Genomic DNA, 23961 nt, shown 5'->3' with positions numbered 1-23961 from the left:
CGACTTGAACGATAGACTTTCGCAGTAAAGCCAGAGTGATGCGACACCCATCGCTGCCTCTTTCGACTCTAGACTGAGTCACCGCCCGAAAAACCACAGTTTCTTATTCATCGAGGCTTGACGAGAGTGATAACCGTATTGACACCGACCTTCAATCGCGCGCACACGTTGCCTCGACTCTACCAAAGCCTTAAGGCTCAGGAGAGCGGTCGGTTCGAATGGGTCGTGGTTGATGATGGAAGCACCGACAATACTCGCGATTTAATCGAGGATTTTCGATCTGAAGGAAAGTTTGAGATCGTTTACTGCTATCAGGAGAATGCAGGGAAACACGTCGCTATCAATAGCGGAGCCAGCGCGGCCTCCGGCGATCTGATCTTTATTGTCGATAGTGACGATGCGTTGACTGCTGACGCGATAGCCGTAGCGGAGCGTGCAATCACGGATCATGACAATCCGGAAATTCAAGGGTTTTGCTTCCGTAAGGTGCTGTTCGACGGAACCATGGTGGGTATCGAGTGCAAGGTCGCCGACCCAGTCGTCATGTCTCCGAGCGAGGCAAGCAAATACTTCCGCGGAGACCTTGCCTACATCTTCCGACGAGAGGCGATGCGAGCGGCGCCTTTTCCCGTGATTGAGGGGGAGAAGTTCGTTCCAGAGTTGTACATCTGGAATAAAATCGGCGATGCCGGGGATATAATTTATTTTCCTGCGACTCCCTTGTATTTGTGTGATTATCTACCGGATGGTTACAGCAACAACTTCTCGCTGCATCTGATGCGCAATCCGCGTGGATTTTTACTGTTCTACGCGGCACAGATCGGGCGAGAACGTAGTTTACAGGTCAAGCTAAAATATGCGGTCCGTACCATGCAGTGCTACGTGTACATGGCGATGCGCGCGATCAAAGGCAAGCCCCTTGCCTAAGTCGGTGCATTGCTGTTGCAAAGCTAGTACCGAAGCACGGTCTGAATGTAATAGTTCTTAAAGCAACCGTCCCCGCTGGTTCAGGCAAAAACCTCCGCTTCAATCAGCCGCTTGCCAGACGCATCCTTTGCCGCCAGCAAAGGCGAGTCTTGCAGCGGCCAGTCGATATCAATTGCCTGGTCGCTCCACAGGAGGCTGCGCTCAAGTTCCGGATACCAATAATCGGTAGTCTTGTACAGTAACTCCGCGGTCTCGGAAAGGACGACGAATCCGTGCGCGAATCCCTCGGGGATCCAAAGTTGCCTTTTGTTGTCGGCATTCAGCCTGACACCAAGCCACTGTCCAAACGTCTGCGAGGATCGGCGCAAGTCCACCGCCACGTCAAAAACTTCACCTGCCACTACCCTCACCAGTTTCCCCTGAGGGTGCTGGATCTGATAGTGGAGGCCGCGCAAAACATTCTTCGACGAGCGGGAATGGTTATCCTGAACAAAGTCGCGTCGCAGTCCAGTGGCCGTCTCGAAGTCCCTGGCATTGTAGCTCTCAAAAAAGAACCCTCGGTCGTCGCCGAACACCTTCGGCTCCAAAACCATCACGCCATCAAGCTTCGTCGGTATTGCCGTCAGTTTCATGGCTTTGGCCCCCTCTTACCTAATGCCGTCCAGCAGGAGGCGCTGCAGATATTGCCCGTACGAATTTTTTGCCAACGGAGCCGCCAGGCGGGCCACTTGTTCCGCGCTGATCCACTTGCTCCGATAGGCAATTTCCTCCGGACACGCCACCATCAGTCCCTGGCGCTTTTGCAGCGTCGCGATGAAACTCGCGGCATCAAGCAACGAGTCATGCGTGCCTGTGTCCAGCCACGCATAGCCGCGCCCCATGATTTCGACATTCAGGCTGGACATCTCGAGATACCGCTTGTTGACATCGGTAATTTCAAGTTCGCCACGGCCTGACGGCCTGATATCAGCGGCAATGTCGCAGACCTGGTTATCGTAAAAATACAGCCCTGTCACTGCGTAGTTCGAACGGGGCTTGGCCGGCTTCTCTTCCAGGGATACGGCTCGAAATTTCCCATCAAACTCCACAACGCCATAGCGCTCCGGTTCCTGGACGTGATACGCAAAGACCGTAGCCCCGTGCTCTTGCTCCGCGGAACGTGTGAGCTGGCTAACCAGATCGTGTCCGAAGAACAAGTTGTCCCCAAGGATCAGAGTGCTCGGGTCGTTGCCGACAAACTCACGGCCGATAATGAACGCCTGAGCTAGCCCATCAGGCGATGGCTGCACAGCATATTGGAGATTCAAGCCCCATTTGCTGCCGTCCTCCAGCATCTCGGAAAAGCGCGGCGTGTCTTCGGGAGTGGCGATGACGAGGATGTCCCGAATCCCAGCCAGCATCAGCGTGGACAGCGGGTAGTAGATCATCGGCTTGTCATACACTGGCAGCAGTTGCTTGGAAATAGACCGCGTGATCGGATAAAGACGAGTGCCGGATCCACCGGCCAAGATAATCCCTTTACGCATGGTGACCCCCGTTACGTCAGGATCTGGTCCAGCAGGTGGTGGATCCCCTGCTTCCAGTCAGGTAGGTAAATACCGAAGGTTTCCCGCAGTCGCGTGGTATCCAGCCTAGAACTGGTCGGTCGCGGCGCTGGCAGCGGATACGCCGTGGCAGGAATTGCTTCAATTTGCTCCGGATTGACCTTGAGTTCCGCGCCGTGCGATTTTGCATAGCGAAGGACTTCCGTGGCATAGGCGTGCCAGGTTGTCTCACCCGCTGCTGCCAGGTGATAGATGCCGCCGGCAAAGGCCGCGCGGTCGCCCGCCAGCCAATGGCGAGCCACAATCTGAGCGGTGGCGTCGGCGACAAGCGAGGCGGTAGTGGGCGCGCCAAACTGGTCGGCAATAGCGCGCAGTTGGCCACGCTCCTTGCCTAAATGCAGCATGGTCTTAGCGAAGTTGCCGCCGTGCACACCGGCCACCCAGCATGTCCGCAAAATCAACGCCTGCACGCCCGATGCGGCGATCGCCCGTTCACCAGCCAGTTTGCTTTTGCCATATACGGATTGAGGATTGACCGCATCCGTTTCGACGTAGGCCCCGTCCTTGGTACCGTCGAACACGTAGTCCGTCGAGTAATGCACCAGCAGACTGCCAAGTGCCCTAGCTTCTTCCCCCAGGACGCCGGCAGCGGCACCGTTGATGGCAAAGGCCAATTCCGCGTCTGATTCGGCTCTGTCAACTGCCGTATAAGCTGCAGAATTGACGATCACATCGGGGCGATTCTCGCGTACCACGCGGCGCACCATCTCGTGGTCTGTCAAGTCGCACGCAGCGCGGTCCAGTGCCACCACATGGCCAAGCGGCGCCAGACTGCGTCGCAGCTCGAATCCAACCTGCCCATTGCAGCCGGTGATGAGAAGCGTCGGTACATTCGGATTACGTTGCATATTGCTTCGCCACCCAGTTCCGATATTCGCCGGACATCACGTCTTGCACCCATGCCTGGTTATCCAGATACCACCGTACGGTCTTGTGTAGCCCGGTCTCGAAAGTCTCGGCTGGCTTCCAGCCAAGTTCGCGCTCCAGCTTGCGAGCGTCGATCGCGTAACGACGATCGTGGCCCGGCCTGTCTTTCACGAACTGGATCTGGTCGCGGTAAGAGCCACCGCTCTTCGGCCGCAGTTCATCCAGCAGATCACAAAGAGTGTGGACGACATCGAGGTTGGTCTTTTCATTCCAGCCACCCACGTTGTAGGTTTCGCCTGGCCGTCCGCGCGCCAGCACTTCTCGAATGGCGGAACAGTGGTCGCCGACATACAGCCAGTCACGCACGTTCAGGCCGTCGCCATAAACGGGCAGTGATTTGCCGGCCAGCGCATTGGCAATCACCAGCGGGATAAGCTTTTCGGGAAAATGGTAGGGCCCGTAGTTGTTCGAGCAATTAGTGGTAAGAACGGGCAGGCCATAGGTGTGGTGATACGCGCGGACCAGATGATCAGAGGCAGCCTTGGATGCCGAGTATGGGCTGTTAGGCGCGTATGGGGTCGCCTCCGAGAATTGCGGGTCGTTCACGCCCAGCGATCCGAACACCTCATCCGTGGAAACATGGAGAAAGCGGAATCCTGACTTGGCCGTCTCTTGGAGCGAACTCCAGTACGCGCGAGCGGCCTCGAGCAGCGTAAAAGTGCCGACAATATTCGTCTGAATGAACGCCGCGGGACCGTGAATCGAACGATCAACATGGCTCTCCGCTGCAAGATGCACGACCGCCCACGGCTGATAGGCCGCGAATAACTTGTCAAGCGCGCCTCGATCACAGATATCCGTCTGCGAAAAGATGTGGCGGCTGTCGCCCTCCAGCGATGACAGCGTCTTGCGATTGCCGGCATAAGTCAGCTTATCGACATTAACGACACCATCTGCCGCACTATTGCTCAACCATGCCAGAACGAAATTGGCTCCAATGAATCCGGCGCCTCCAGTCACCAAAATATGCGACACGACATGCTCCCTGCCCCGATATTTTCAGAAACCCGGCAATGACGACTGGCCACCGTGCCCATATCTGAGCCTGGCGGCACTAAGCAACTGCAGAAGTCGAGGTATTCTATCCAACTCTATGTATACGCCACCGCCGCACGGACCCCGGTTTGCACGATGCGTAACAATGTCCCCAGACTCGGGACTGGTTCCCGAGACTAAGCGCCGCATTTTCCTTCCCGTTCCTCAGAGGCGGTCTTTGTATGTCTCATAAAACACCTTTCGCCATTGGCGACCTCCAGGGATGCTCCGCCTCCTTCGACCAACTCCTCACCAGACTACCCGCCGATAGCGAACTCCGCCTGGTCGGCGACCTCATCAACCGCGGCCCGGCCTCCCTTCAAACCCTCCGTACCGTCCATGCATTCGGGGCTCGCGCCGAAACCGTCCTGGGCAACCATGACATCCACGCCCTTGCCGCAGCCGCAGGCGTCCGCAAGAACGGCAAGTCAGACACCCTGCAGGACATCCTGACCGCCCCCGACCGTGAGGATTTGCTCGCCTGGCTGCGCCACCGCCCCCTGGCCCTGCTCGAGAACGGCTTCCTCCTAGTCCACGCCGGCGTCCTGCCCCAATGGTCCGCCGAGCAAGTCATCGACCTCGCCCACGAAGTCGAAGAACAACTCCAAGGCCCCAACTGGCAAGGCTTCCTTGCCGACATCTTCGGCAATGCCGCCGACCGCTGGCATGACGGCCTGCGAGGCGCCGAGCGCCACCGGGTAATCATTAACGCCCTGACACGGCTACGCTATTGCACGGTCGACGGCGTGATGGACTTCAAGACCAAGGAAGGACTGGGCAATGCCCCTGCCGGATTCATGCCATGGTTCGACGTGCCGGGACGCCGCACGGAGAATGTCACCGTCGTGTGTGGACACTGGTCGACTCTGGGCCTGGTGATGCGCCCGAACCTGATGGCTTTGGATACAGGCTGCGTCTGGGGTGGCAAGCTCACGGCTGCACGACTGGCGGCCGATCCCGCCGCACGGATGCTCATCCAAGTGGAATGCCCGCAATATTGTGATCCACTAGCCTGATCCCGCCGTCCCCGCCATAGCAGGGACGACAGCAGAAGTCAGCTGATGGTAGCAGGGGCTGGGACGCTGGCCTCGCCCGAATCTTCCTGGCTGCGCCGCACCGCGACTGCAGCAGCGGCTTCGTGCGCCCCCTGCTTCAGGTGAACGACCACTTCGCGTGCCGACCCCGCCAGTTCACGACGGTTGTCGGACTCGGGATAAAGCAGCGGACCGATGGACAGACGCGCCTTGATTCGCGGCGCCTTAAGAACTGCATTCAGACAGTCGAGCAGACTCAGGTCCCCAATATAGGCCGGCGCCAGCGTAGGCTTGCCAGTCGCCGCATCCACATAACTGAGCCCCAGCGGCAACACCGGCAGCCCGCCCGAGATCGGCGCCTGCATCAGGTTAGCGTGAAACGGCAGCACATCGCTGCCGTCCGTCGTCGTGCCCTCCGGAAACACGCCAACGAGGTCCCCCTGCAGCATCACATCGGTAATGTCATGCAGCACCCGATGCGCGTCACGCTTGCGCGCGCGTTCGATGAACAACGTCCCAGTCTTCTCGCACAGCCAGCCAATAACCGGCCAGCTCCGAATCTCCGACTTGGCGACAAAACGCACCGGCCGCCAGCTGTGGATCACATAGATATCCAGCCACGAAATGTGATTCGAAACCACGAGCGCGCCCTGGCTACCACCGTGCGCCGGGAGTTCACCCGCGATTTCGAGCTCCATCCCGCAGATCCGCAGCAGACGGCGCGACCAGCGCCGAATGTGCCATTCACGCGAACGTACGCCTAGCCAGGGGAACAGCACCGCGCAGGTCAGCAAGCCCCTCAACAGGTGCAGCACCAGCGCCGTCTTGCGCAGCCAGACCATGCGCGCGTCAGTGATGGTTGTGGTTGCCGTGGACAATCTGCCCGCCGACCACCGTCATGCGCACCTTGCCCTCCATCTCATAACCCAGCCACGGCGAGTTCTTGCCCTGGCTCTTGATGGACTGGCGCTCGACCTTCCAGACTTCCTTCGGATCGAACACACAAACGTCGGCAACGGTGCCCATTGCCAGCGTACCGGCCTTCAGGCCGGCCACGCGCGCGGGCTCGGAGGTAATGCGGGCCAGAGCCGTCTGCAGCGGCACCTTGTGCTCGGCGGCCCAGCGCAGCGTCAGCGGCAGCAGTAGTTCCAGGCCGATCGCGCCCGGTGTAGCTTCGGCGAACGGCAGCAGCTTCTCGTCATCGTCCACCGGCGTGTGATCCGAACACAGCGCGTCGATCGTGCCGTCGGCCAGCGCCGTGACAATCGCATCGCGGTCGCGCGAGCTGCGCAGCGGCGGCGAGAAGCGCATCTGCGAATTGAAGTAACCGATATCCATGTCGGTCAGCGAGACGTGGTGGATATTCACGTCGCAAGTCACCGGCAAGCCCTCTCGCTTGGCCTGTCGCACCAGTTCCAGGCCCGCCGCCGACGACAGGCGGCAAAGATGGACCCGGGCGCCGCTGGCGCGCATCAGTTCGAAGATGGTGTGCAGGCGCACGGTCTCAGACATCACGGACACGCCCGACAGCCCCAGGCGCGATGCCACTGCGCCGCTCGCGGCGACGCCACCGCCGAGGAACGGATCTTCCGGACGCAGCCACACGGTGAACCCGAACGTCTGCGCATATTGCAGCGCACGCAGCAGCACCTGCGTGTTGCGCACGGGCGCATCGGCCTGGCTGAAACCGACGCAGCCGGCTTCGGTCAGCTGGTTCATCTCGGTCAGCACTTCGCCATTCAGGCCCTGCGTCAGCGCACCCAGCGGGTAAACGTGCGTCTGGTTCAGCGTACGGGCGCGGAACTTCAGCATCTCGACCAGGCCCGGCTCGTCGAGCACGGGATCGGTGTCAGGCGGGCAAAGCAGGCTGGTCACGCCACCGGCGGCCGCCGCGGCCACTTCGGATTCGAGCGTGGCCCGGTGTTCCGAGCCAGGCTCGCGCAACCGCGCCGAGAGGTCGACCAGCCCCGGGCACACGATCAGGCCGCGGGCGTCGATGGTCTTGTTGGCGGTGAAATCCGCCGGCGCGCTGCCAACACCGACGATCTTTCCGGCGGCGATATAGAGGTCCTGCTGGGCGTCGAGGTTCGCGGCCGGGTCGATCAGGCGGCCGCCCTGGATGTGAATCTTCATAGCTTGGCTTGTCGTGTCGCTTGGCGTGTTCGGAGTGTTCTGGCTGGAAGTCGGCATCACTGGCGGTCAGTCACTGTTTCCTGCCACGATCCCCATCACCGCCATGCGCACGGCAATGCCGAACGTCACCTGGTTCAGGATCACCGATTGCGGGCCGTCCGCCACGGCGGAGTCGATCTCCACGCCGCGGTTCATCGGCCCCGGGTGCATCACGATGGCATCGGGCGCGGCCAGCGCCAGGCGCTCCGGCGTCAGGCCGAAGGCCTTGAAGTACTCCTGCGCCGACGGCAGCAACGCACCACTCATGCGCTCGTTCTGCAGGCGCAGCATGATGACCACGTCCACGCCCTTGAGGCCCTCTTCCATGTTGTGGAAGACGCGCACGCCCATCTGCTCGAGGCCGGACGGCAGCAGCGTGCGCGGGCCGATGGCGCGCACTTCGGGCACGCCCAGCGTGGTCAGCGCGTGGATATCGGAACGCGCGACGCGCGAGTGCAGGATGTCGCCGACGATCGCTACGCGCAATTGCGTGAAGTCCTTCTTGAAGTGCCGGATCGTGTACATGTCCAGCAACCCCTGCGTCGGGTGCGCATGGCGACCGTCGCCCGCATTGATCACATGCACGTGGGGCGCCACGTGCTCGGCAATCAGGTACGGCGCGCCGGAACTGGCGTGGCGGACCACGAACATGTCGGCCGACATGGCCGACAGGTTGTTGATCGTGTCCAGCAGCGACTCACCCTTGCTGGTCGACGAGGCGTTGATATTCAGGTTCAGCACGTCCGCGGACAGCCGCTTGGCGGCGATCTCGAAGGTGGTGCGGGTGCGCGTGGAGTTCTCGAAGAACAGGTTGAACACGCTCTTGCCGCGCAGCAGCGGCACCTTCTTCACATCGCGGTCGGAGTCGGACAGCGACACGAACTGGCTGGCGGTGTCCAGGATGTGCGTGATCATGTCACGCGACAAGCCCTCGATCGACAGCAGGTGCTTCAGTTCGCCGTTCTTGGTCAGCTGCGGGTTGCGGAACGTCTTGGTCATGGGTGGTCAGGCGCGGGCAGAAATCGGGGTGTTATGGGTCTCGGGGTCTCGGGGTCTCGGGGCCGGTGAACGAAAAATTGGCCGGTTCAACCGGCCGAGGATTCGGTGGAGAAAGCAAAGGTCGCCTGCGCGCCCTCGCCCTGGCGCGACAGCACCAGCATGGCCTCGCGCGGCAGCTCGGTCCGCAGCGCGACAAGATCCGCCGCGATCGGCAGTTCACGGCCGCCGCGGTCCACCAGCACACCCAGCGCGACACGCGCCGGGCGGCCATAGTCGAACAGTTCATTGACCGCCGCACGGATGGTGCGGCCGGTGGCCAGCACGTCGTCGATCAACAGGATCTTGCGGTCCTGCACCTCGAACGGCAGCGTGCTCGGCTGGGCCTGGCTGTGCAGGCCCTTCTTGGCATAGTCGTCGCGGTGAAAGGCAACGTTGATGACGCCATGGTCGGGCAGTCCCAGGTCCGCCGCCAGCCGCTGCGCAATCCAGGCGCCGCCGGAGTGGATGCCGGCGACGGACCACTGCGCGCGATCGGCCTGGATCAGCGCCTGGGCCTGGTCGAGCAATGCGCGGTAAAGCGCCTCGGCGTCGGGATTGGTAGTTCGGGTCATAGCGGAAGCTGGTCGAAATACTGTTGCAGGATGATGCGCGCGGCCTCGGCATCGAGTTCGCCGCGGCGCGCGCCGGCCATGGCGGCCATGCGCGAGGAATAGCGTTCGTCGACCCACTCCACCGGCAGGCTGAAGCGTCCGTTGAGCTGGTTGCCAAAGCGGCGCGCAAGCCGCATGGAAGGTTGCTCGCCGCCTTCAGGGTTGACCGGCATGCCGACAATCAGCTGCACCGGGTTCCATTCGCGGATCAACTCGCCCACGACCTGGAAGCGGCCCTCGACGGACACGTTCGGAAGAATGGTCAGCGCACTGGCGTGGCGCGTGACGAAGTTGCCCAGGGCAACGCCGATTTTTTTCTCGCCGTAGTCGAATGCCAGGACCGTGCCGTCGCGGGGCAGTTCGCGCCCCACGCCGTCAGGCATGCCCGGCCTCGCCGGAGAGCATGGTGAAGTCGATGCCTAGCAGGCGCACGGCCGCCGCAAACCGTTCTTCCGGCGGCACGCTGAAGATGATCTCGGGATCGGCCTGGACAGTGAGCCAGCCGTTGCGCGAAAGCTCTTCTTCCAGCTGGCCGGCGCCCCAGCCGGAGTAACCCAGCGTCAGCAGGAAACGGTGCGGGCCGCTGCCGTTGGCCACGGCTTCCAGGACGTCCTTGGAGGTGGTCATCTCCAGTCCGCCGGGCACCGCGAGCGATGATACGTAGATGCCCACGGGGTCATGCAGCACAAAACCGCGCTCGGTCTGCACCGGACCGCCGAAATAAACGGGCTGATGGGCCACGGGCTGGATTTCCAGCTTGAGGTCGATCTTGTCGAACAGCGTCGCCATATCGATATCGATCGGGCGGTTGATCACCAGCCCGAGCGCGCCGCGCTCATTGTGTTCGCAAAGGTAGACGACGGAGCCCGAAAAGGTCGGATCGGCCATGCCAGGCATGGCAATCAGGAACTGATTCGTCAGATTGATGGGTGCTTCGGGCTTGACCATATCTGGCATTTTATCAAATCGCAGGAGGGCTTCCGGAAAAGAATTGGACGACGCTGCAGTGCAGCAACCGTTTGCTCACTCCTTGCTTGTCAGGGCCGCCAGGTCCTCCGCGGTCAGCCAGCGCCACTCGCCTTCGGGAAGCTCGGGATCCAGCTTCAGGCCGCCCACCGCGCTGCGATGGAGGGCAGTCACATGGTTGCCGGCCGCGACCACCATGCGCTTGACCTGGTGGTACTTGCCCTGCACCAGCGTCAGCCGCAGGCTGTGTTCGCCGGTGATCTCGCAGTCTTCCGCGGCGATCGGCGCGGGTTCGTCGTCGAGCTGCACACCGGTTCGCAGCGCCGCGGCCTGCTCCGGCGTTACCGGCTCCGCCGTCGTGACCTCGTACACCTTGGGCACTTTGCGCTTGGGCGAGGTCTGCGCGTGGATGAACTGGCCATCGTCGGTCAGCAGCAGCAGGCCGGTAGTGTCGTGATCCAGCCGCCCCACTGCCTGGACCTCGCGCTGGCGCAGCGGCACCGGCAGCAGGTTGTAGACGCTGGGATGGTTGCGGGGGCGCTGCGAGCACTCGTAGCCGGCCGGCTTGTTCAGCATCAGGTAGGCCTTGGTGCAGGCCACCCATGTCTCGCCATCGACGGTCAGTTGCAGGCCGTCGACCTCGAACTGGGCGCGCGGGTCTTCGCAGAGTTCGCCGTTGACCTCCACCAGCCCGGCGCCGATCAGGTCGCCACAGTAGCGGCGCGTGCCGAAGCCCTGGGATTGGAGGATGCGATCAAGGGTCATGGAAATGGAATCGTCAGTGAAAAGATTGTGGAGCGGCGCAGCCGTATCGCTATGGTAGGGTATCGCCCGGCTTTTCCCTTCCTCCAGGCACCATGCTAGTCGCAGACCCATCCGCCACAAGCCGTCCGCCCTACCGCATCGGCCGCCGGTTCGACAGCGGGCTCGTGTGGTTCCGCCGCGACCTGCGGGCCACGGACCACGCGGCGCTGCATTATGCCCTCAAGCACTGTGCCCGGGTGTGGTGCGTGTTCGTATTCGACCGGGATATCCTGGATCCATTGCTGGCCCGGGGGCTGAAAGCGGACCGCCGCGTCGCGTTTATCCGCGAGTCGCTGATGGAGCTGGACGCCACGCTGCGCGCGGCCGGGGGCGGCCTGATCGGGCTGCATGAGGCTGCCGCCAGCGCCATCCCAGCGCTGGCGCGCGAACTCGATGCCAAGGCCGTGTTCGCGAACCACGACTATGAGCCCGCCGCCAATACGCGCGACGCCGCCGTCCGCCAGTCGCTGGCCTCCGACGCTCGCGCTTTCTTCACCTTCAAGGATCAGGTGATTTTCGAGCGGGACGAGATCCTGACCGGCCAGGGCAAGCCCTTTTCCGTATTCACGCCGTACAAGAATGCCTGGCTCAGGACGGTACAGCCGTTCGACCTGCGGCCCTACCCGATCGAGCCGTACCTGCACGCGCTGGCGCCGCCGCCTGAACGACGGCAGGCGCCGATGCCATCGCTGGAAGCCCTCGGTTTCGCCCCGAGCAACTTGCCGGAGATCGCCATGCCAACAGGCAGCTCAGGCGGATACGCATTACTGGACGAGTTCACGTCGCGCATCGGCGACTATGCCCGCCGGCGCGACTTCCCCGCCCTGCGCGGCCCGAGCTACCTGTCCGTGCACCTGCGGTTCGGCACGGTGTCGATCCGCACCCTGGCCCGCGCGGCGCATGAGGTGACGCTGCGCGGTGGCGCGGACAGCGCCGGCGCGGCCACTTGGTTGTCGGAACTGATCTGGCGGGACTTCTATTTCATGATCCTGCACCACCATCCGCGCGTGGCTGCCGGCGCGGCCTTCCACGCCGCCTATGACGCCATCCGCTGGCGCACCGGCACGACCGGCGAGCGCTACTTCGAGGCATGGCGCGACGCCGCCACCGGTTATCCGCTCATCGATGCCGCGATGCTGCAGATCCGGCAAAGCGGCTATATGCACAACCGGCTGCGGATGGTGACGGCCAGCTTCCTGGTCAAGGATCTGGGCGTGGACTGGCGTCGCGGGGAGCAGTATTTTGCCGACCAGCTCAACGACTTCGACCTGGCGGCCAACAACGGCGGCTGGCAATGGGCCGCTTCGACGGGATGCGATGCGCAGCCGTGGTTCCGCATCTTCAACCCGGTGACGCAATCCGAGAAGTTCGACCCGCAAGGGCGCTTTATCCGCAAGTACCTGCCGCAACTGGCCGCGCTGCCGGACAAATACATCCATGCGCCGTGGACCGCCCCTGAAGACGTGCTGGCGACCGCGGGCGTGCGGCTTGGAGATAACTATCCGCGCCCGCTGGTGCAGCATGACGTGGCGCGCAAGGAAACGCTGGAGCGTTATGCGGTGGTGAAGGCGGCTGCTGGCAAGATGAAGGCCGCGCAGGATTGACGTGCGGCAGCTCGGGCCAGCTGCCCCGGGCCAATCTCAGGCGGCCAGCATCGCACTTTCGCGATAGTGGCGCTGCGCTTCCTCGGGCCGCTCGGTTTCCTCGAACAGGCGGGCCAGCGCCAGGTGGGTACGCACACGCAGACGACCCTGGTGATTGCGGTCCGCATATTTCAAGGCGCGTTCGAAGCTCGACTGCGCCTTGCCCCAAAGCTGTTCGCCGAGGCAAAGCACGCCGAGTGTGTAGTAGAGGTCCGCGTCCGCAGGATGCTCATTGATCCATTTTTCCGCCTGCTGGATTTGCGGCAGTGCCTGCCCGGCCTTGGCGCAGTCGGGATAGCGCAGCACCAGGCGGCTGTCCCAGTTGACCTTGAGCGCGTCTTCAATAATGCGGCGTGCTTCGTCCTGCCGGCCGAGCGCGGCAAAGTAGCGGGCCGCCGGCTCGGCGATGCGCGCGGCACGACGCTCATCGGCCGAAAGTGTGCGCCAGAAGGCGGAGAGCGCCTCGGCGTCGTGGCGGCGCTCGTCCAGCATGGCCTCGCAGGCCATTTGCTTGAGTCGCAGCGCAAGCACGGGGTGCAGCGCGTTGCGTTTTTCCAGCGAACGGGCCAGGCGCAGCACCTCCGACCAGTTCTTCAAATGCTGGTGCGCGCGCAGCGCAATGCGCTGCACGTGGATCTGGCGCCCGCCCTGTGCCTGCAGTTGCGCGATGGTTTCCAGCGCGCCCTCGGCATCGCGCGCATCGACCAGAAGTTCCGCCATCGATACCAGCCGCGCCTGCTCGCGCTCGGGGTCGGTGACCTGTGCCATCCAGGCGTCGCGGCGCTCGATTTCCTGCATGCGGTGCGCGGCGCGGGCGCCGACCAGCGCAGCGGTCTGCGCCTGCGCTTCCCACGACTGCGCTTCGCGTGCCGCGCGTTCGGCGCGGGCAAAGCGGCCGGCGAACAGGTTTTCGATCGATTCACGCAGCGCCGCCTGGGCCTTGTTCATGCGGCTGCGTTCGCGATAGGCCGCGGCGCGGCGCGGCATTTCCGACAGATGCCGCACCGTGGACAGGACCGTCCACACCACGAAGAACAACAGCAGCAGCAACGCCAGCGCCAGGTTCAGCGACAGCTCGACCCGATACGGCGGATAGAACAGCACGACGTTGCTGTGATTGAACTGCGTGAACAGGGCCAGTCCGACGGCGCCACCAAACAGCACCGCGACCCAGAACAGAAGGCGCATGCTTACTCCTTCTTCAGCGCGTGCAGCGCGCCCAGGCTTTCCGCCATGGTCGGCAGCTGCACCGTCACCGCGCCGGCCTGCGCCTGCTTGAGCAGCGTCAGCACGGTCTGCACGCGCCGCGATTTGGTGTCGAAATAACGGCCGATCATGGCCTGCGCCGCGGCCAGGTCATTGCGGAAGACCGGCTCGTTGCGCGACAGCAGCGCCAGGCGCGCATTGAGCATGCGCAGCTTGACGTTCTCGCGCAGGAACCAGCCCTGGTCGCCCGACAGCAGCAAGGCTTCGGTGTCATCGACCTTGCGGATGCGGATGACCTGCGCCATTTCCTCGCGCATGTAGTCCCACAGCCGGGTGAACCAGTTTCCGGTAACAGCCGCTGCCGGCGCGGACCCCTTCGCGCCCTTGGCCACACCACGGCTGGCTTCCTGGCGGTCTCCCGCTTCGGTACGTTCAAGCATGCGCTCGCTCGACAAGAGCGGCAGCGAATCGATCTGGTTGATGGCCTCGTCCAGCTTGATCGCGGCACCGGTCAGGTCGGTGTCGGGCACCGCCTTCATGCGGGCGATGTCGCGTGCCAGCGCACGGCGCAGCAGGTTGTACTGCGGCTTGTCGGTCCGGGCCAGGCGCGCATCGGCGCTCTGCAGCGCGGCCAGCGCGACCTGCACGTTGCCGGTGAGCTGGAGCTGCTGGCCGGCGTTGGTCAGCAACTGCTGGATCTCGGCGATTTCCCAGTCGTCGCGGTTGCGCATCAGGTCCTGGTAGACCTGTTCGAGCGCGACCTGCTTGTCGCGGGTTTCGCCGACCTGGCCGTCCAGCGAGCCCACCTTGGCTTGCAGTTCCTTGACGGTGTCCTGCGCATTGCGCGACAGCACACGGGTCTCCTGCACCAGCGCGTCGTTGCTCTGCTGGCGCCGGGCCAGTTCTTCAGTCAGGTGGTCGACCCGCTGCTGCAGCCACCAGAAGCCGCCGGCAGTCGCCAGCACCAGGACGGCCACCAGCGCCCACAATGCGGCATTGCGGCGCGGCGCGGTGAATGACTGCCCCGGCGCGACTGCCGCCGTAGCGGCGGGAGGGATGGTGGTTGAGGAGGACGTAGATTCTTGCGTCACGCGTTCGACCCTGTTTGTCATGGCGGGCGGCGGCTCCGGCCTTGGCGCCGGCATTGCTACGGGCGCCGTGGGCCTCGCGGGCACCGGTCCGGCATAAGCATCCGCCCACTGCTTGCATGCCGCAAGCAAGCCGGCGTCGCCTGGCGCCGCACGAAGGATCCGTGTGAAGCCGAGCCCCTCCGCCTGTTCGGCGATTCTCGCATGCGGCGCGATGCACTGCACCTGTTTCAGGGTGGCCAGCTCTTGTGGCGACAGGTTCTGTCGCGCCAGCGTATCAAGGTTGCGGACGGCTTCCGAGCTGGTCAGTAGCCAGGCCTGCGGCGCAGCGGCTGCGCCCAGGCCTTCGCGCACGGCCTGCCATTGCATGGCGCCGGGCTGGGGCAAGGTGCGTTGATACGCTTCGACCGCCGTGACGCTGGCGCCCGCTTCCCGCAGGCGATCGCCCAGCCAGTCGCGGCCGCCGTTGCCGCGCACGATCAGCACGGCGCGCCCATGCAGCGAGGCCGGGTCCAGCTGCGCCCACAGGGCCTCGGAATCGAAACGCGGCTCTTCGCCGGCTGCACCACCATTCGTGTCGTGGCAGTTGCCATCGGCGCCGGCCGGCGCGATTACGCGGTGATGGGGCGCGGCAATGCCACGCTCGGCCAGGGCCGTGACGCTCGCGGGGCCGACCACGGCCACCGGCACGCCGGACGGCCACTGAGCCACCGCATTGCCCTGCACCGTCGCGAGCGCATCGAACGCGTACTGAATCGCATTGGGACTGACAAAGACCACCAGCGCGAATTCGCCCAGGCGCGCCAGCGCGGCGCGCAGCGGCGCGTCATCGTCGGGGGGGCCAATCGCGAGCAGCGGAAAGCCCAGCACGTCCAGGCCCGCGGCCTGCAGGGCCTCGGTCAGTTGCCGGGACTGCCCGGCGGGTCGTGTGACAACGACAGTCGGGCGGGGCATGGGCCGGCCTCAGGCGGGAGCTTGGGGATCGGGCGTATCAGCCAGCGCGGCGAGGATATCGGCCGCACCTTGCGCCAGCAGGTCGCGCGCGACGGATTCGCCGAGGGCTTCCGCCGCCACGACATCCAACGCGGGACGGGACGCCGTGGCGCGCGTCTGGCGCGTGCCGTCGGGCATGGCCACGAAGGCGTCGAGCCGCAGTTGATCGCCGTCCCAGCGCGCATGCGCGGCCAGCGGCACCTGGCAGGATCCGCCCAGCATGCGCGACACGGCCCGTTCGGCCGTGACGGCGAGCGCCGTGGGCTGATGGTTCAGCGGCGCCAGCCATGCGGCGACGTCCGGACGCTTGGACAGGATCTCGATACCGAGCGCGCCCTGCCCTGCCGCAGGCAGCGAGGCCTCCGGCGCGATCAGCGCGCGGATGCGGTCGCCCAGGCCCAGGCGCTTCAGACCCGCCGCGGCCAGGATGATCGCGCCATACTCGCCGCGATCGAGCTTGCCCAGCCGGGTATCCAGGTTGCCGCGCAGCGGCTTGATGACCAGGTGCGGATAGCGTGAGCGCAGTGCGGCTTCGCGGCGCAGGCTCGACGTGCCAACCACGGTGCCGGCCGGCATGTCGTCGAGCGACGCGAAGGCCGACGAGACCAGTGCATCGCGCGGGTCTTCACGCTCCATCACGGCCGTCAGGGCGAAACCTGCAGGCAGTTCCATCGGTACATCTTTGAGCGAATGCACCGCCAGGTCAGCCCGGCCTTCGGCGATCGCGAATTCCAGCTCTTTGACAAACAAACCCTTTCCGCCGACTTTCGACAAAGTACGGTCTAGAATCTGGTCTCCGCGCGTGGTCATGCCAAGAATGGACACATCGCACGCGGGATAGTATTGTTGCAGTGCAGCACGCACATGTTCAGCCTGCCACATGGCCAGACGGCTCTCGCGAGAGGCAATGACAAGCTTGTGTGGAAGGCTGCTGGACACGGCGGTAGAAGAAGTCGGAAAGGCGGATGCTTGCATTCGTCAATGTTAGCACGCGACCCAATCGCCGCTCCGCACCATCGGACAGAAGTAAAGCAAGAGGAGATTGCATGACGCAGCACGCTGCGCGCCCCGGCCGACGCACGGTCAATCGAGAAGTCCCCTCCCAGGCCTCAGGCCAGAGTGACGCAAACGGCGCCCCTACCCGCAAGACCGGTTCCAAAGCCACCCGCACCAAACAGATTACAAAGGCAAACCTGATGGTCGTGCCCGCCAACGGCGCCGTGAACACCAGCCCCGCCCGCCGCTCCGCCGCCGACAAGGACCTGCCGCTGCGCGAGGACATCCGCTTCCTGGGCCGCCTGCTGGGCGAATGCCTGCGCGAGCAGGAAGGCGACGCGACCTTCGAGGTGGTCGAGACCATCCGCCAGACCGCCGTGCGTTTCCGCCGCGAGAACGACCGCGCCGCCGGCACCGAGCTGGACCGCCTGCTCAAGCGCCTGTCGCGCGACCAGACCAACCAGGTCGTGCGCGCGTTCAGCTATTTCTCGCACCTTGCCAATATCGCCGAGGACCAGCACCACAACCGCCGCCGCCGCATCCATGCGCTGGCCGGCTCGCCGCCGCAGGACGGCAGCCTGCAGCATGCGCTCGAGAAGATCGACGCCGCCGGCGTCACCGGCAAGCAGCTGCGCAAGTTCCTGGACGAGGCGCTGATCGTCCCCGTGCTGACCGCGCACCCGACCGAAGTCCAGCGCAAGAGCATCCTGGACGCCGAGCGCGAGATCGCCCGCCTGCTGGCCGAGCGCGACCTGCCGATGACCGCGCGCGAGCGCGACCAGAACACCGCGCAGCTGCGCGCCAAGGTCACCACGCTGTGGCAGACCCGCATGCTGCGCGATTCGCGCCTGACCGTGGCGGACGAGATCGACAACGCCCTGTCCTACTACCGCACCACCTTCCTCCACGGCATCCCGCAACTGATGAGCGAGCTGGAAGAGGACATCGCCGCGATCTTCCCGGCCTCGCGCAAGGCCAAGGGCAGCGCGGCCGAGCCGGCGCCGCTCGCGCCGTTCATGCAGATGGGCTCGTGGATCGGTGGCGATCGCGACGGCAATCCGAACGTCACGGCCGAAACCCTCGATCACGCCGCCACCCAGCAGTCGCAGATGATCCTGGGCTGGTATCTGGATGAGGTCCATGCACTCGGCGCCGAGCTGTCGATGTCGTCGCTGATGGTCGACGCCAGCCCCGAGCTGCTGGCACTGGCCGAAGCCTCACCCGACCATTCCGCGCACCGTGCCGACGAGCCGTACCGCCGCGCGCTGATCGGCATCTACGCGCGCCTGGCCGCGACCAGCAAGACACTGACCGGCCACGCCGCGCCGCGCCACCCGGTGGCCGACGCCGAGCCGTACAGCAGCGCCGAAGCCTTCGCCGCCGATGTGCAGGTGGTGATCGATTCCCTGCGCGCGCACCACGGCCGCGCGCTGGCCAGCACACGCATCGATGCGCTGGTGCGCGCCATCGCCGTGTTCGGCTTCCACCTGGCATCGGTCGATATGCGCCAGGTCTCCGACGTGCACGAAGCCGTGGTGGCCGAGCTGTTCGCCGCCGCGGGCGTGGAGAAGGACTACGCCGCGCTGCCGGAGTCGCGCAAGCAGGAACTGCTGCTGGCCGAACTGCGCCAGCCGCGCCTGCTGACGCTGCCCTGGCACGAGTACTCGGAACAGACCCGCAACGAACTGGCGATCCTGGCGACGGCGCGCGAACTGCGCGCGCGCTACGGCAAGCGCGTGGCGCGCAACTACATCATCTCGCACACGGAAACGCTGTCCGACCTGGTCGAGGTCATGCTGCTGCAGAAGGAATCCGGCATGCTGCAAGGCACGCTCGGCAGCAAGACAGATCCGGCGCGCATGGAGCTGATGGTCATTCCGCTGTTCGAGACCATCGAGGACTTGCAGAACGCCGCCGGCATCATGCAGTCGCTGCTGGACCTGCCCGGTTTCGATTCGGTGATCGAGCACCACGGCGTCGAGCAGGAAGTGATGCTCGGCTATTCCGATTCCAACAAGGACGGCGGCTTCCTGACCTCCACCTGGGAGCTGTACAAGGCCGAGCTTGCGCTGGTGCAGCTGTTCGAGCAGCGCAAGGTCAAGCTGCGCCTGTTCCACGGCCGCGGCGGCACCGTTGGCCGCGGCGGCGGCCCGACCTACCAGGCCATCCTGTCGCAGCCGCCGGGCACGGTCAACGGGCAAATCCGCCTGACCGAGCAGGGCGAGATCATCAACAGCAAGTTCGCCAATGGCGAGATCGGCCGGCGCAACCTGGAAACGGTGATCGCAGCGACACTCGAAGCCTCGCTGCTGCCGCAGCAGAACGCGCCGAAGGAGCTGAGCACCTTCGAGGGCATCATGCAGCAGCTGTCGGACCGCGCCTTCGGCGCCTACCGCAACCTGGTGTACGAGACCCCGGGCTTCAAGGACTACTTCTTCGCGACCACGCCGATCACCGAGATCGCCGACCTGAACCTGGGATCGCGTCCGGCCTCGCGCAAGCTGATGGACAAGAAGAACCGCCGCATCGAAGACCTGCGCGCGATTCCGTGGGGCTTCTCGTGGGGCCAGTGCCGCCTGCTGCTGCCGGGCTGGTACGGCTTCGGCAGCGCGGTCAAGTCGCTGCTGGACACCGCGCCGGACGACAAGGCGCGCAAGGTTGCCGTGGCCACGCTGCGCAAGATGGTCAAGACCTGGCCGTTCTTCTCCACGCTGCTGTCCAATATGGACATGGTGCTGGCCAAGACCGACCTGGCCGTGGCCTCGCGCTATGCGCAGCTTTGCGATGACGCAGCCTTGCGCAAGAACGTGTTCGCGCGCATCAGCAAGGAATGGCACCTGACCTGCGAGATGCTGGCGCTCGTCACCGGCCACCAGGAGCGGCTGGCCGACAACCCGCTGCTGGCACGCTCGATCAAGAACCGCTTTGCCTACCTGGACCCGCTCAACCACTTGCAGGTCGAGCTGCTCAAGCGCTATCGCTCGGGCAAGGACGGGGACGATATCCGCGTTCGCCGCGGCATCCACCTGACCATCAACGGGGTGGCGGCGGGACTGCGCAATACGGGTTGATCCAGGCCTGAGCCACTGAGTCAGAAGCGCCCGGACGGCTTGCCGTCCGGGCGTTTGTCCATCTGGTCGCGTTGCCTGGCTCAGCCCACAAACGCCCCCGGCACCGGATCTTCTCCCAGCGCATGCAGCAGCACTGCCCAGTGCATGGCCTCGTCGCCGAGGATGCTGCCCGCCGCCTTGGTCAGGTCACGGTTGTAGAAATTCGGCAGCACGCCGAGATACGCCGCGGTGGCGCCCTTTTCCAGCCCGGCGGCAAAGCGCAGCACATCCGCCTGCGTCTTGAGCTGCGCGGTCGGGAATGAATACTCCGACGGCTTCTTCGCCATCACCGGCGACCCGCCGAGCTTCGATACCGTGCCAGCCAGTACCTGCGCATGCGCCTTGTGGTGGTTCTGGAACTTCACCGCCGTATCGAGCACGGGCTTCTGCAGCAGCCCGCTTTCCGCGCCGACCTGGTAGGCCGCAATCGCCTGGTACTCCAGCCCGAGTGCGACGTTGAGGATCCTGATGTCGTCCTTCGTGCTGCCCGACTCCGTCTGCGCCCAGGCCGGCATCGACTCGCCCAGGCTCAGCACGGCGAGCGACCCTAGCGCGAACAGGCCCGGCACCTTGAGCAGGCCGCGCCGGCGCTCGTCGGGCAACGTGACGATGGAAACGTCCGCGGATTGAACCAGCCGGCGGTCCGGCGTCGTGGGCATGCGTTCCATGGTGTTCTCCAGTGAGGGATCAAGGGGCGGCGTCCGCTGCGCGGCTTGCCTGACCCTTTTACGCAGGCACCAGACGATCGGATGCAGCGGCGCTGCCTATAATCCGGCAGAGCCTTCCGTCGGGAACCGCCGCGTGTCTGCCTCCCCTGAACCGTCCTTTGCCCCCTCGGCCGACAACGACCGGCTGGCGGCGTGGCTGCAGGCCGTGGCGCTCGGCGACCGCCAGGCGCTGCGCGCGCTCTACGAGCAGACCGCGACGAAACTGTTCGGGCTTGCGCTGCGTATCACTGGCAGGCGCGACTGGGCGGAGGATGTCGTGCAGGAAAGCTTTGTCAGCATCTGGCACCACGCCGTCGACTACCGGCCGCACCTGTCCGCGCCGATGACCTGGATGACCACCATCGTTCGCAACCGCGCGCTGGACTGCCTGCGCCGCGCGGCCGCGGCACGCCTGCCGCAAACCGTGGAGCTGGGCGAGGAACTGGGCGAATGGCTGGCCGACGAGGCCGCCGGTCCGGCCGAACTCGCACTGGCCAGCCAGCAGGCGCGCGCGCTGAACCGCTGCCTGCAGCGACTGGAGCAGGCGCAGCGCCAGGCCATCGTGCTGGCCTACCTCCACGACTTGAGCCACGCTGAACTGGCGCAGCGGCTGAGCATGCCGCTGGGCACCGTCAAATCCTGGATCCGCCGCGGCCTGGAGCGCCTGCGCGCCTGCCTGGAGAGCGCGCCATGAGGCTGAGCCGCCACCCCGACCTGCTCGATCGCATCGCCGCGCAATATGCGCTCGGCGTGCTGCGCGGCGGCGCGCGGCGCCGGATGGAGCAGCTTGCGCGCGAGGAACCCGCCGTGCGCGCCGCGATCGGCCACTGGCAGGTCAGGCTGTCCGGCATGGCCGAGTTGCAGCCGTCCTCCGAGCCGGTGGAGGCGGTGTGGTGCGGCATCGAACAACGGCTCGGCTGGAAACCTGTGCCTTTGGCCTCGGCAGCGCGAGCGCCATGGTGGCAAACGCTGTGGGCGGCGCCGGTGTTCTGGCGCGGTGCCGCGGCGGCAATGGCCGTCGTCGCGGTACTCGCCGTGGGCATTGGACGGCAAATGGCACAACGCCTGCTGGTCGAGACCGCGGTGGTCGCCGTGCTGAACGATGCACAGTCGCAGCCCGCCCTGCTCGTATCATGGGATGCCGCGGCCCGGCAGCTGGTCGTGCAGCGGCTCGACGACACGATCGTGTCCGGACAGCAAGTCCTGCAGCTGTGGGCGTTGCCCAAGGACGGCAAGCCGCAATCGCTCGGCGTGATCGGCCGCGAGCGGGCGGCTCGCCTTGCGTTGGCCGGGTTCCCCTCGGCCGTGCCGGCCCTGGCGGTCAGCGTCGAACCACCCGGCGGATCGCCGAATCCGGACGGGCCGAGCGGCCCGGTCGTCTTCAAGGGGCGCTTGATCCACTCGCCGCTCTGAAGGCCGCTCTCCCATCCCGCGCGGGCGATATAATCCACGTTTCCCCGAAATCCGCTCGCGCCCGCCCCGCATGGTCATGCACCGGCCGCACGCCGCGCGAGCCACAGCCCTGACGTCCATGACGACCTCCCAACTTGCCAAGAAAGGCGAAGCCTGGTCCGCCCGCTTCTCCGAACCGATGTCCGACCTGGTGAAGCGCTACACCGCATCGGTGTTCTTCGACAAGCGCCTGGCCCTCTTCGACATCCAGGGTTCGCTGGCCCACGCTGCGATGCTGGCAAAGCAGGGCATCATCGCCGAGGCCGACCGCGCCGAGATCGCGCGCGGCATGGCGCAGATCCAGGGCGAGATCGAGGCCGGCGGCTTCGAGTGGAAGCTGGACCTGGAAGACGTCCACCTGAATATCGAGGCGCGCCTGACCGCGCTGGTCGGCGATGCCGGCAAGCGCCTGCACACCGGCCGCTCGCGCAATGACCAGGTCGCGACCGACATCCGCCTGTGGCTGCGCAGCGAGATCGACAACATCGTCGCCCTGCTCGGCGCGCTGCGCGTGTCGCTGCTCGACCTGGCCGACCAGAACGCCGACACCATCCTGCCGGGCTTCACGCACCTGCAGGTCGCCCAGCCGGTCACGTTCGGCCACCACCTGCTGGCCTACGTGGAAATGTTCACGCGCGACGCCGAGCGCATGGCCGATTGCCGCAAGCGCGTCAACCGCCTGCCGCTGGGCGCCGCCGCGCTGGCCGGCACGAGCTATCCGATCGACCGCGAATTCGTCGCGCAGCAGCTCGGCTTCGACGGCGTGTGCCGCAACTCGCTGGATGCCGTTTCGGACCGCGACTTCGCGATCGAATTCTGCGCCGCCGCCGCGCTGGTGATGACCCACGTGTCGCGCTTCTCTGAAGAGCTGGTGCTGTGGATGAGCCCGCGCGTCGGCTTTATCGACATCGCCGACCGTTTCTGCACCGGCAGCTCGATCATGCCGCAGAAGAAGAACCCCGACGTGCCCGAACTGGCGCGCGGCAAGACCGGCCGCGTCAACGGCCATCTGATCGGCCTGCTGACGCTGATGAAGGGCCAGCCGCTCGCGTACAACAAGGACAACCAGGAAGACAAGGAGCCGCTGTTCGACACGGTCGATACCGTGGTCGACACGCTGCGCATCTTCGCCGACATGGTGCCGGGCATCACGGTCAAGCCCGAAGCCATGCGCGCCGCCGCGCTGCAGGGCTACGCCACGGCCACCGACCTGGCCGACTACCTGGTCAAGAAGGGCCTGCCGTTCCGCGACGCGCACGAAGCCGTGGCCCATGCCGTGCGCGCCTGCGACAGCCGTCAGTGCGACCTGGCCGATCTGAGCGTGGCCGAGCTGCGCGACGTGTCCGGCCTGGGCGACAAGGCCGCGCTGATCGGCGATGACGTGCATGGCGTCCTGACGCTCGAAGGCTCGGTCGCCGCACGCAACCACATCGGCGGCACGGCACCGGACCAGGTGCGCGCAGCCATCGCCGCGGCACGCGCAGCGCTGTAAGTTCGGCGTAAGTTTCAAGCAAGAAAAAGCCACGATGGCCCGGCCATCGTGGCTTTTTTCTTTTGCACGTCCGATTTTTGCGCAATGTGATAGGTATTAGTCCCAAGCGCCGACGCATTTTGTTACAGATAAACTAATCGCCGCAAAAAACCGGGG

22 protein-coding genes are annotated in these 23961 nt (G+C 64.9%); 7 read left to right on the top strand and 15 right to left on the bottom strand.

Annotation, left to right across the window (positions count from 1 at the left end; genetic code table 11):
- The first annotated feature begins 138 nt into the window (after window positions 1-138).
- Window positions 139-927 carry a glycosyltransferase family A protein gene (locus tag AC3FKH_RS05200; RefSeq protein ID WP_488673492.1) on the top strand — a complete coding sequence of 263 codons (789 nt, stop codon included), beginning with the start codon at window positions 139-141 and terminating at the stop codon, window positions 925-927.
- An 80-nt stretch (window positions 928-1007) separates the two neighbouring features.
- On the opposite strand, the gene rfbC is transcribed toward AC3FKH_RS05200, so the two are convergent.
- Genes rfbC through rfbB form a run of 4 tightly spaced genes read right to left on the bottom strand, consistent with a single transcriptional unit; the run spans window position 1008 to window position 4433 of the window.
- The gene (gene rfbC / locus AC3FKH_RS05195) at window positions 1008-1559 is read right to left on the bottom strand and encodes a dTDP-4-dehydrorhamnose 3,5-epimerase (RefSeq protein WP_488673490.1); all 552 of its coding nucleotides are present in this window, start codon (window positions 1557-1559) and stop codon (window positions 1008-1010) included.
- A gap of 15 nt (window positions 1560-1574) precedes the next feature.
- On the bottom strand, window positions 1575-2453 hold the full coding sequence (gene rfbA, locus AC3FKH_RS05190) for a glucose-1-phosphate thymidylyltransferase RfbA (protein ID WP_488673488.1): 879 nt from the start codon (window positions 2451-2453) through the stop codon (window positions 1575-1577).
- An 11-nt stretch (window positions 2454-2464) separates the two neighbouring features.
- Complete coding sequence (gene rfbD, locus AC3FKH_RS05185; RefSeq protein WP_488673486.1) at window positions 2465-3379, bottom strand: dTDP-4-dehydrorhamnose reductase; 915 nt, start codon at window positions 3377-3379, stop codon at window positions 2465-2467.
- Window positions 3369-4433, bottom strand: coding sequence for a dTDP-glucose 4,6-dehydratase (gene rfbB / locus AC3FKH_RS05180; RefSeq protein WP_488673485.1), 1065 nt, complete (start codon window positions 4431-4433; stop codon window positions 3369-3371). Before rfbB ends, rfbD begins: the two co-directional genes overlap by 11 nt.
- A 242-nt stretch (window positions 4434-4675) precedes the next feature.
- On the opposite strand from rfbB, the gene AC3FKH_RS05175 reads away from it, so the two are divergent.
- Window positions 4676-5509 carry a symmetrical bis(5'-nucleosyl)-tetraphosphatase gene (locus tag AC3FKH_RS05175; RefSeq protein ID WP_488673483.1) on the top strand — a complete coding sequence of 278 codons (834 nt, stop codon included), beginning with the start codon at window positions 4676-4678 and terminating at the stop codon, window positions 5507-5509.
- Between the two features lie 38 nt (window positions 5510-5547).
- Here the strand turns inward: AC3FKH_RS05175 and AC3FKH_RS05170 are convergent, their stop codons facing one another.
- The 7 genes from AC3FKH_RS05170 to AC3FKH_RS05140 all read right to left on the bottom strand — a co-directional run bounded on the left by AC3FKH_RS05170 (window position 5548) and on the right by AC3FKH_RS05140 (window position 11079).
- Window positions 5548-6369, bottom strand: coding sequence for a lysophospholipid acyltransferase family protein (locus AC3FKH_RS05170; RefSeq protein WP_488673852.1), 822 nt, complete (start codon window positions 6367-6369; stop codon window positions 5548-5550).
- Between the two features lie 7 nt (window positions 6370-6376).
- On the bottom strand, window positions 6377-7660 hold the full coding sequence (locus AC3FKH_RS05165; RefSeq protein WP_488673482.1) for a dihydroorotase: 1284 nt from the start codon (window positions 7658-7660) through the stop codon (window positions 6377-6379).
- A 66-nt stretch (window positions 7661-7726) separates the two neighbouring features.
- Complete coding sequence (locus AC3FKH_RS05160; RefSeq protein ID WP_140949955.1) at window positions 7727-8698, bottom strand: aspartate carbamoyltransferase catalytic subunit; 972 nt, start codon at window positions 8696-8698, stop codon at window positions 7727-7729.
- 86 nt (window positions 8699-8784) lie between these two features.
- A complete protein-coding gene (gene pyrR, locus AC3FKH_RS05155; protein ID WP_488673479.1) occupies window positions 8785-9309 on the bottom strand; it encodes a bifunctional pyr operon transcriptional regulator/uracil phosphoribosyltransferase PyrR in 525 nt (174 codons plus the stop codon).
- The gene (ruvX, locus tag AC3FKH_RS05150; protein ID WP_488673477.1) at window positions 9306-9731 is read right to left on the bottom strand and encodes a Holliday junction resolvase RuvX; all 426 of its coding nucleotides are present in this window, start codon (window positions 9729-9731) and stop codon (window positions 9306-9308) included. The genes pyrR and ruvX overlap by 4 nt, the downstream gene beginning before the upstream one ends.
- A complete protein-coding gene (locus AC3FKH_RS05145; RefSeq protein ID WP_483708992.1) occupies window positions 9724-10296 on the bottom strand; it encodes a YqgE/AlgH family protein in 573 nt (190 codons plus the stop codon). The genes ruvX and AC3FKH_RS05145 overlap by 8 nt, the downstream gene beginning before the upstream one ends.
- Before the next feature lie 75 nt (window positions 10297-10371).
- The gene (locus AC3FKH_RS05140; RefSeq protein ID WP_488673475.1) at window positions 10372-11079 is read right to left on the bottom strand and encodes a pseudouridine synthase; all 708 of its coding nucleotides are present in this window, start codon (window positions 11077-11079) and stop codon (window positions 10372-10374) included.
- Between the two features lie 92 nt (window positions 11080-11171).
- Here AC3FKH_RS05140 and AC3FKH_RS05135 point away from each other — a divergent pair, with 92 nt between their 5' ends.
- Window positions 11172-12722 (top strand): cryptochrome/photolyase family protein, encoded by a 1551-nt coding sequence (locus AC3FKH_RS05135; RefSeq protein WP_488673473.1) that lies wholly within the window; start codon window positions 11172-11174, stop codon window positions 12720-12722.
- A gap of 36 nt (window positions 12723-12758) precedes the next feature.
- On the opposite strand, the gene AC3FKH_RS05130 is transcribed toward AC3FKH_RS05135, so the two are convergent.
- From AC3FKH_RS05130 to hemC, 3 genes are read right to left on the bottom strand one after another with little or no spacing between them, the layout of a single operon-like run.
- Window positions 12759-13949, bottom strand: a complete 1191-nt coding sequence (locus AC3FKH_RS05130; RefSeq protein ID WP_488673471.1) for a heme biosynthesis protein HemY — start codon at window positions 13947-13949, stop codon at window positions 12759-12761.
- 2 nt (window positions 13950-13951) lie between these two features.
- Entirely contained in the window at window positions 13952-16009 is a 2058-nt protein-coding gene (gene hemDX / locus AC3FKH_RS05125; protein ID WP_488673469.1) for a fused uroporphyrinogen-III synthase HemD/membrane protein HemX, read from the bottom strand.
- Between the two features lie 9 nt (window positions 16010-16018).
- The gene (gene hemC, locus AC3FKH_RS05120; protein WP_488673468.1) at window positions 16019-17023 is read right to left on the bottom strand and encodes a hydroxymethylbilane synthase; all 1005 of its coding nucleotides are present in this window, start codon (window positions 17021-17023) and stop codon (window positions 16019-16021) included.
- A 71-nt stretch (window positions 17024-17094) separates the two neighbouring features.
- Here hemC and ppc point away from each other — a divergent pair, with 71 nt between their 5' ends.
- Window positions 17095-20115 (top strand): phosphoenolpyruvate carboxylase, encoded by a 3021-nt coding sequence (gene ppc, locus AC3FKH_RS05115; RefSeq protein WP_488673466.1) that lies wholly within the window; start codon window positions 17095-17097, stop codon window positions 20113-20115.
- An 80-nt stretch (window positions 20116-20195) separates the two neighbouring features.
- Here the strand turns inward: ppc and AC3FKH_RS05110 are convergent, their stop codons facing one another.
- Window positions 20196-20813: a ferritin-like domain-containing protein gene (locus AC3FKH_RS05110; RefSeq protein ID WP_488673849.1), complete on the bottom strand. Its 618-nt coding sequence runs from the start codon at window positions 20811-20813 to the stop codon at window positions 20196-20198.
- Window positions 20814-20955: 142 nt separating this feature from the next.
- Here AC3FKH_RS05110 and AC3FKH_RS05105 point away from each other — a divergent pair, with 142 nt between their 5' ends.
- The 3 genes from AC3FKH_RS05105 to argH all read left to right on the top strand — a co-directional run bounded on the left by AC3FKH_RS05105 (window position 20956) and on the right by argH (window position 23805).
- Entirely contained in the window at window positions 20956-21555 is a 600-nt protein-coding gene (locus AC3FKH_RS05105; RefSeq protein WP_488673464.1) for an RNA polymerase sigma factor, read from the top strand.
- Window positions 21552-22274 (top strand): anti-sigma factor, encoded by a 723-nt coding sequence (locus AC3FKH_RS05100; protein ID WP_488673462.1) that lies wholly within the window; start codon window positions 21552-21554, stop codon window positions 22272-22274. Before AC3FKH_RS05105 ends, AC3FKH_RS05100 begins: the two co-directional genes overlap by 4 nt.
- A 118-nt stretch (window positions 22275-22392) precedes the next feature.
- Window positions 22393-23805, top strand: coding sequence for an argininosuccinate lyase (gene argH, locus AC3FKH_RS05095; protein ID WP_488673460.1), 1413 nt, complete (start codon window positions 22393-22395; stop codon window positions 23803-23805).
- The last annotated feature ends 156 nt before the right edge of the window (window positions 23806-23961 follow it).

The organism is Cupriavidus sp. 21MJTG02-4, assembly GCF_057798975.1.
Note: the sequence above shows the minus strand (reverse complement) of the source record. Positions and strands in the feature narration are given on the sequence as shown.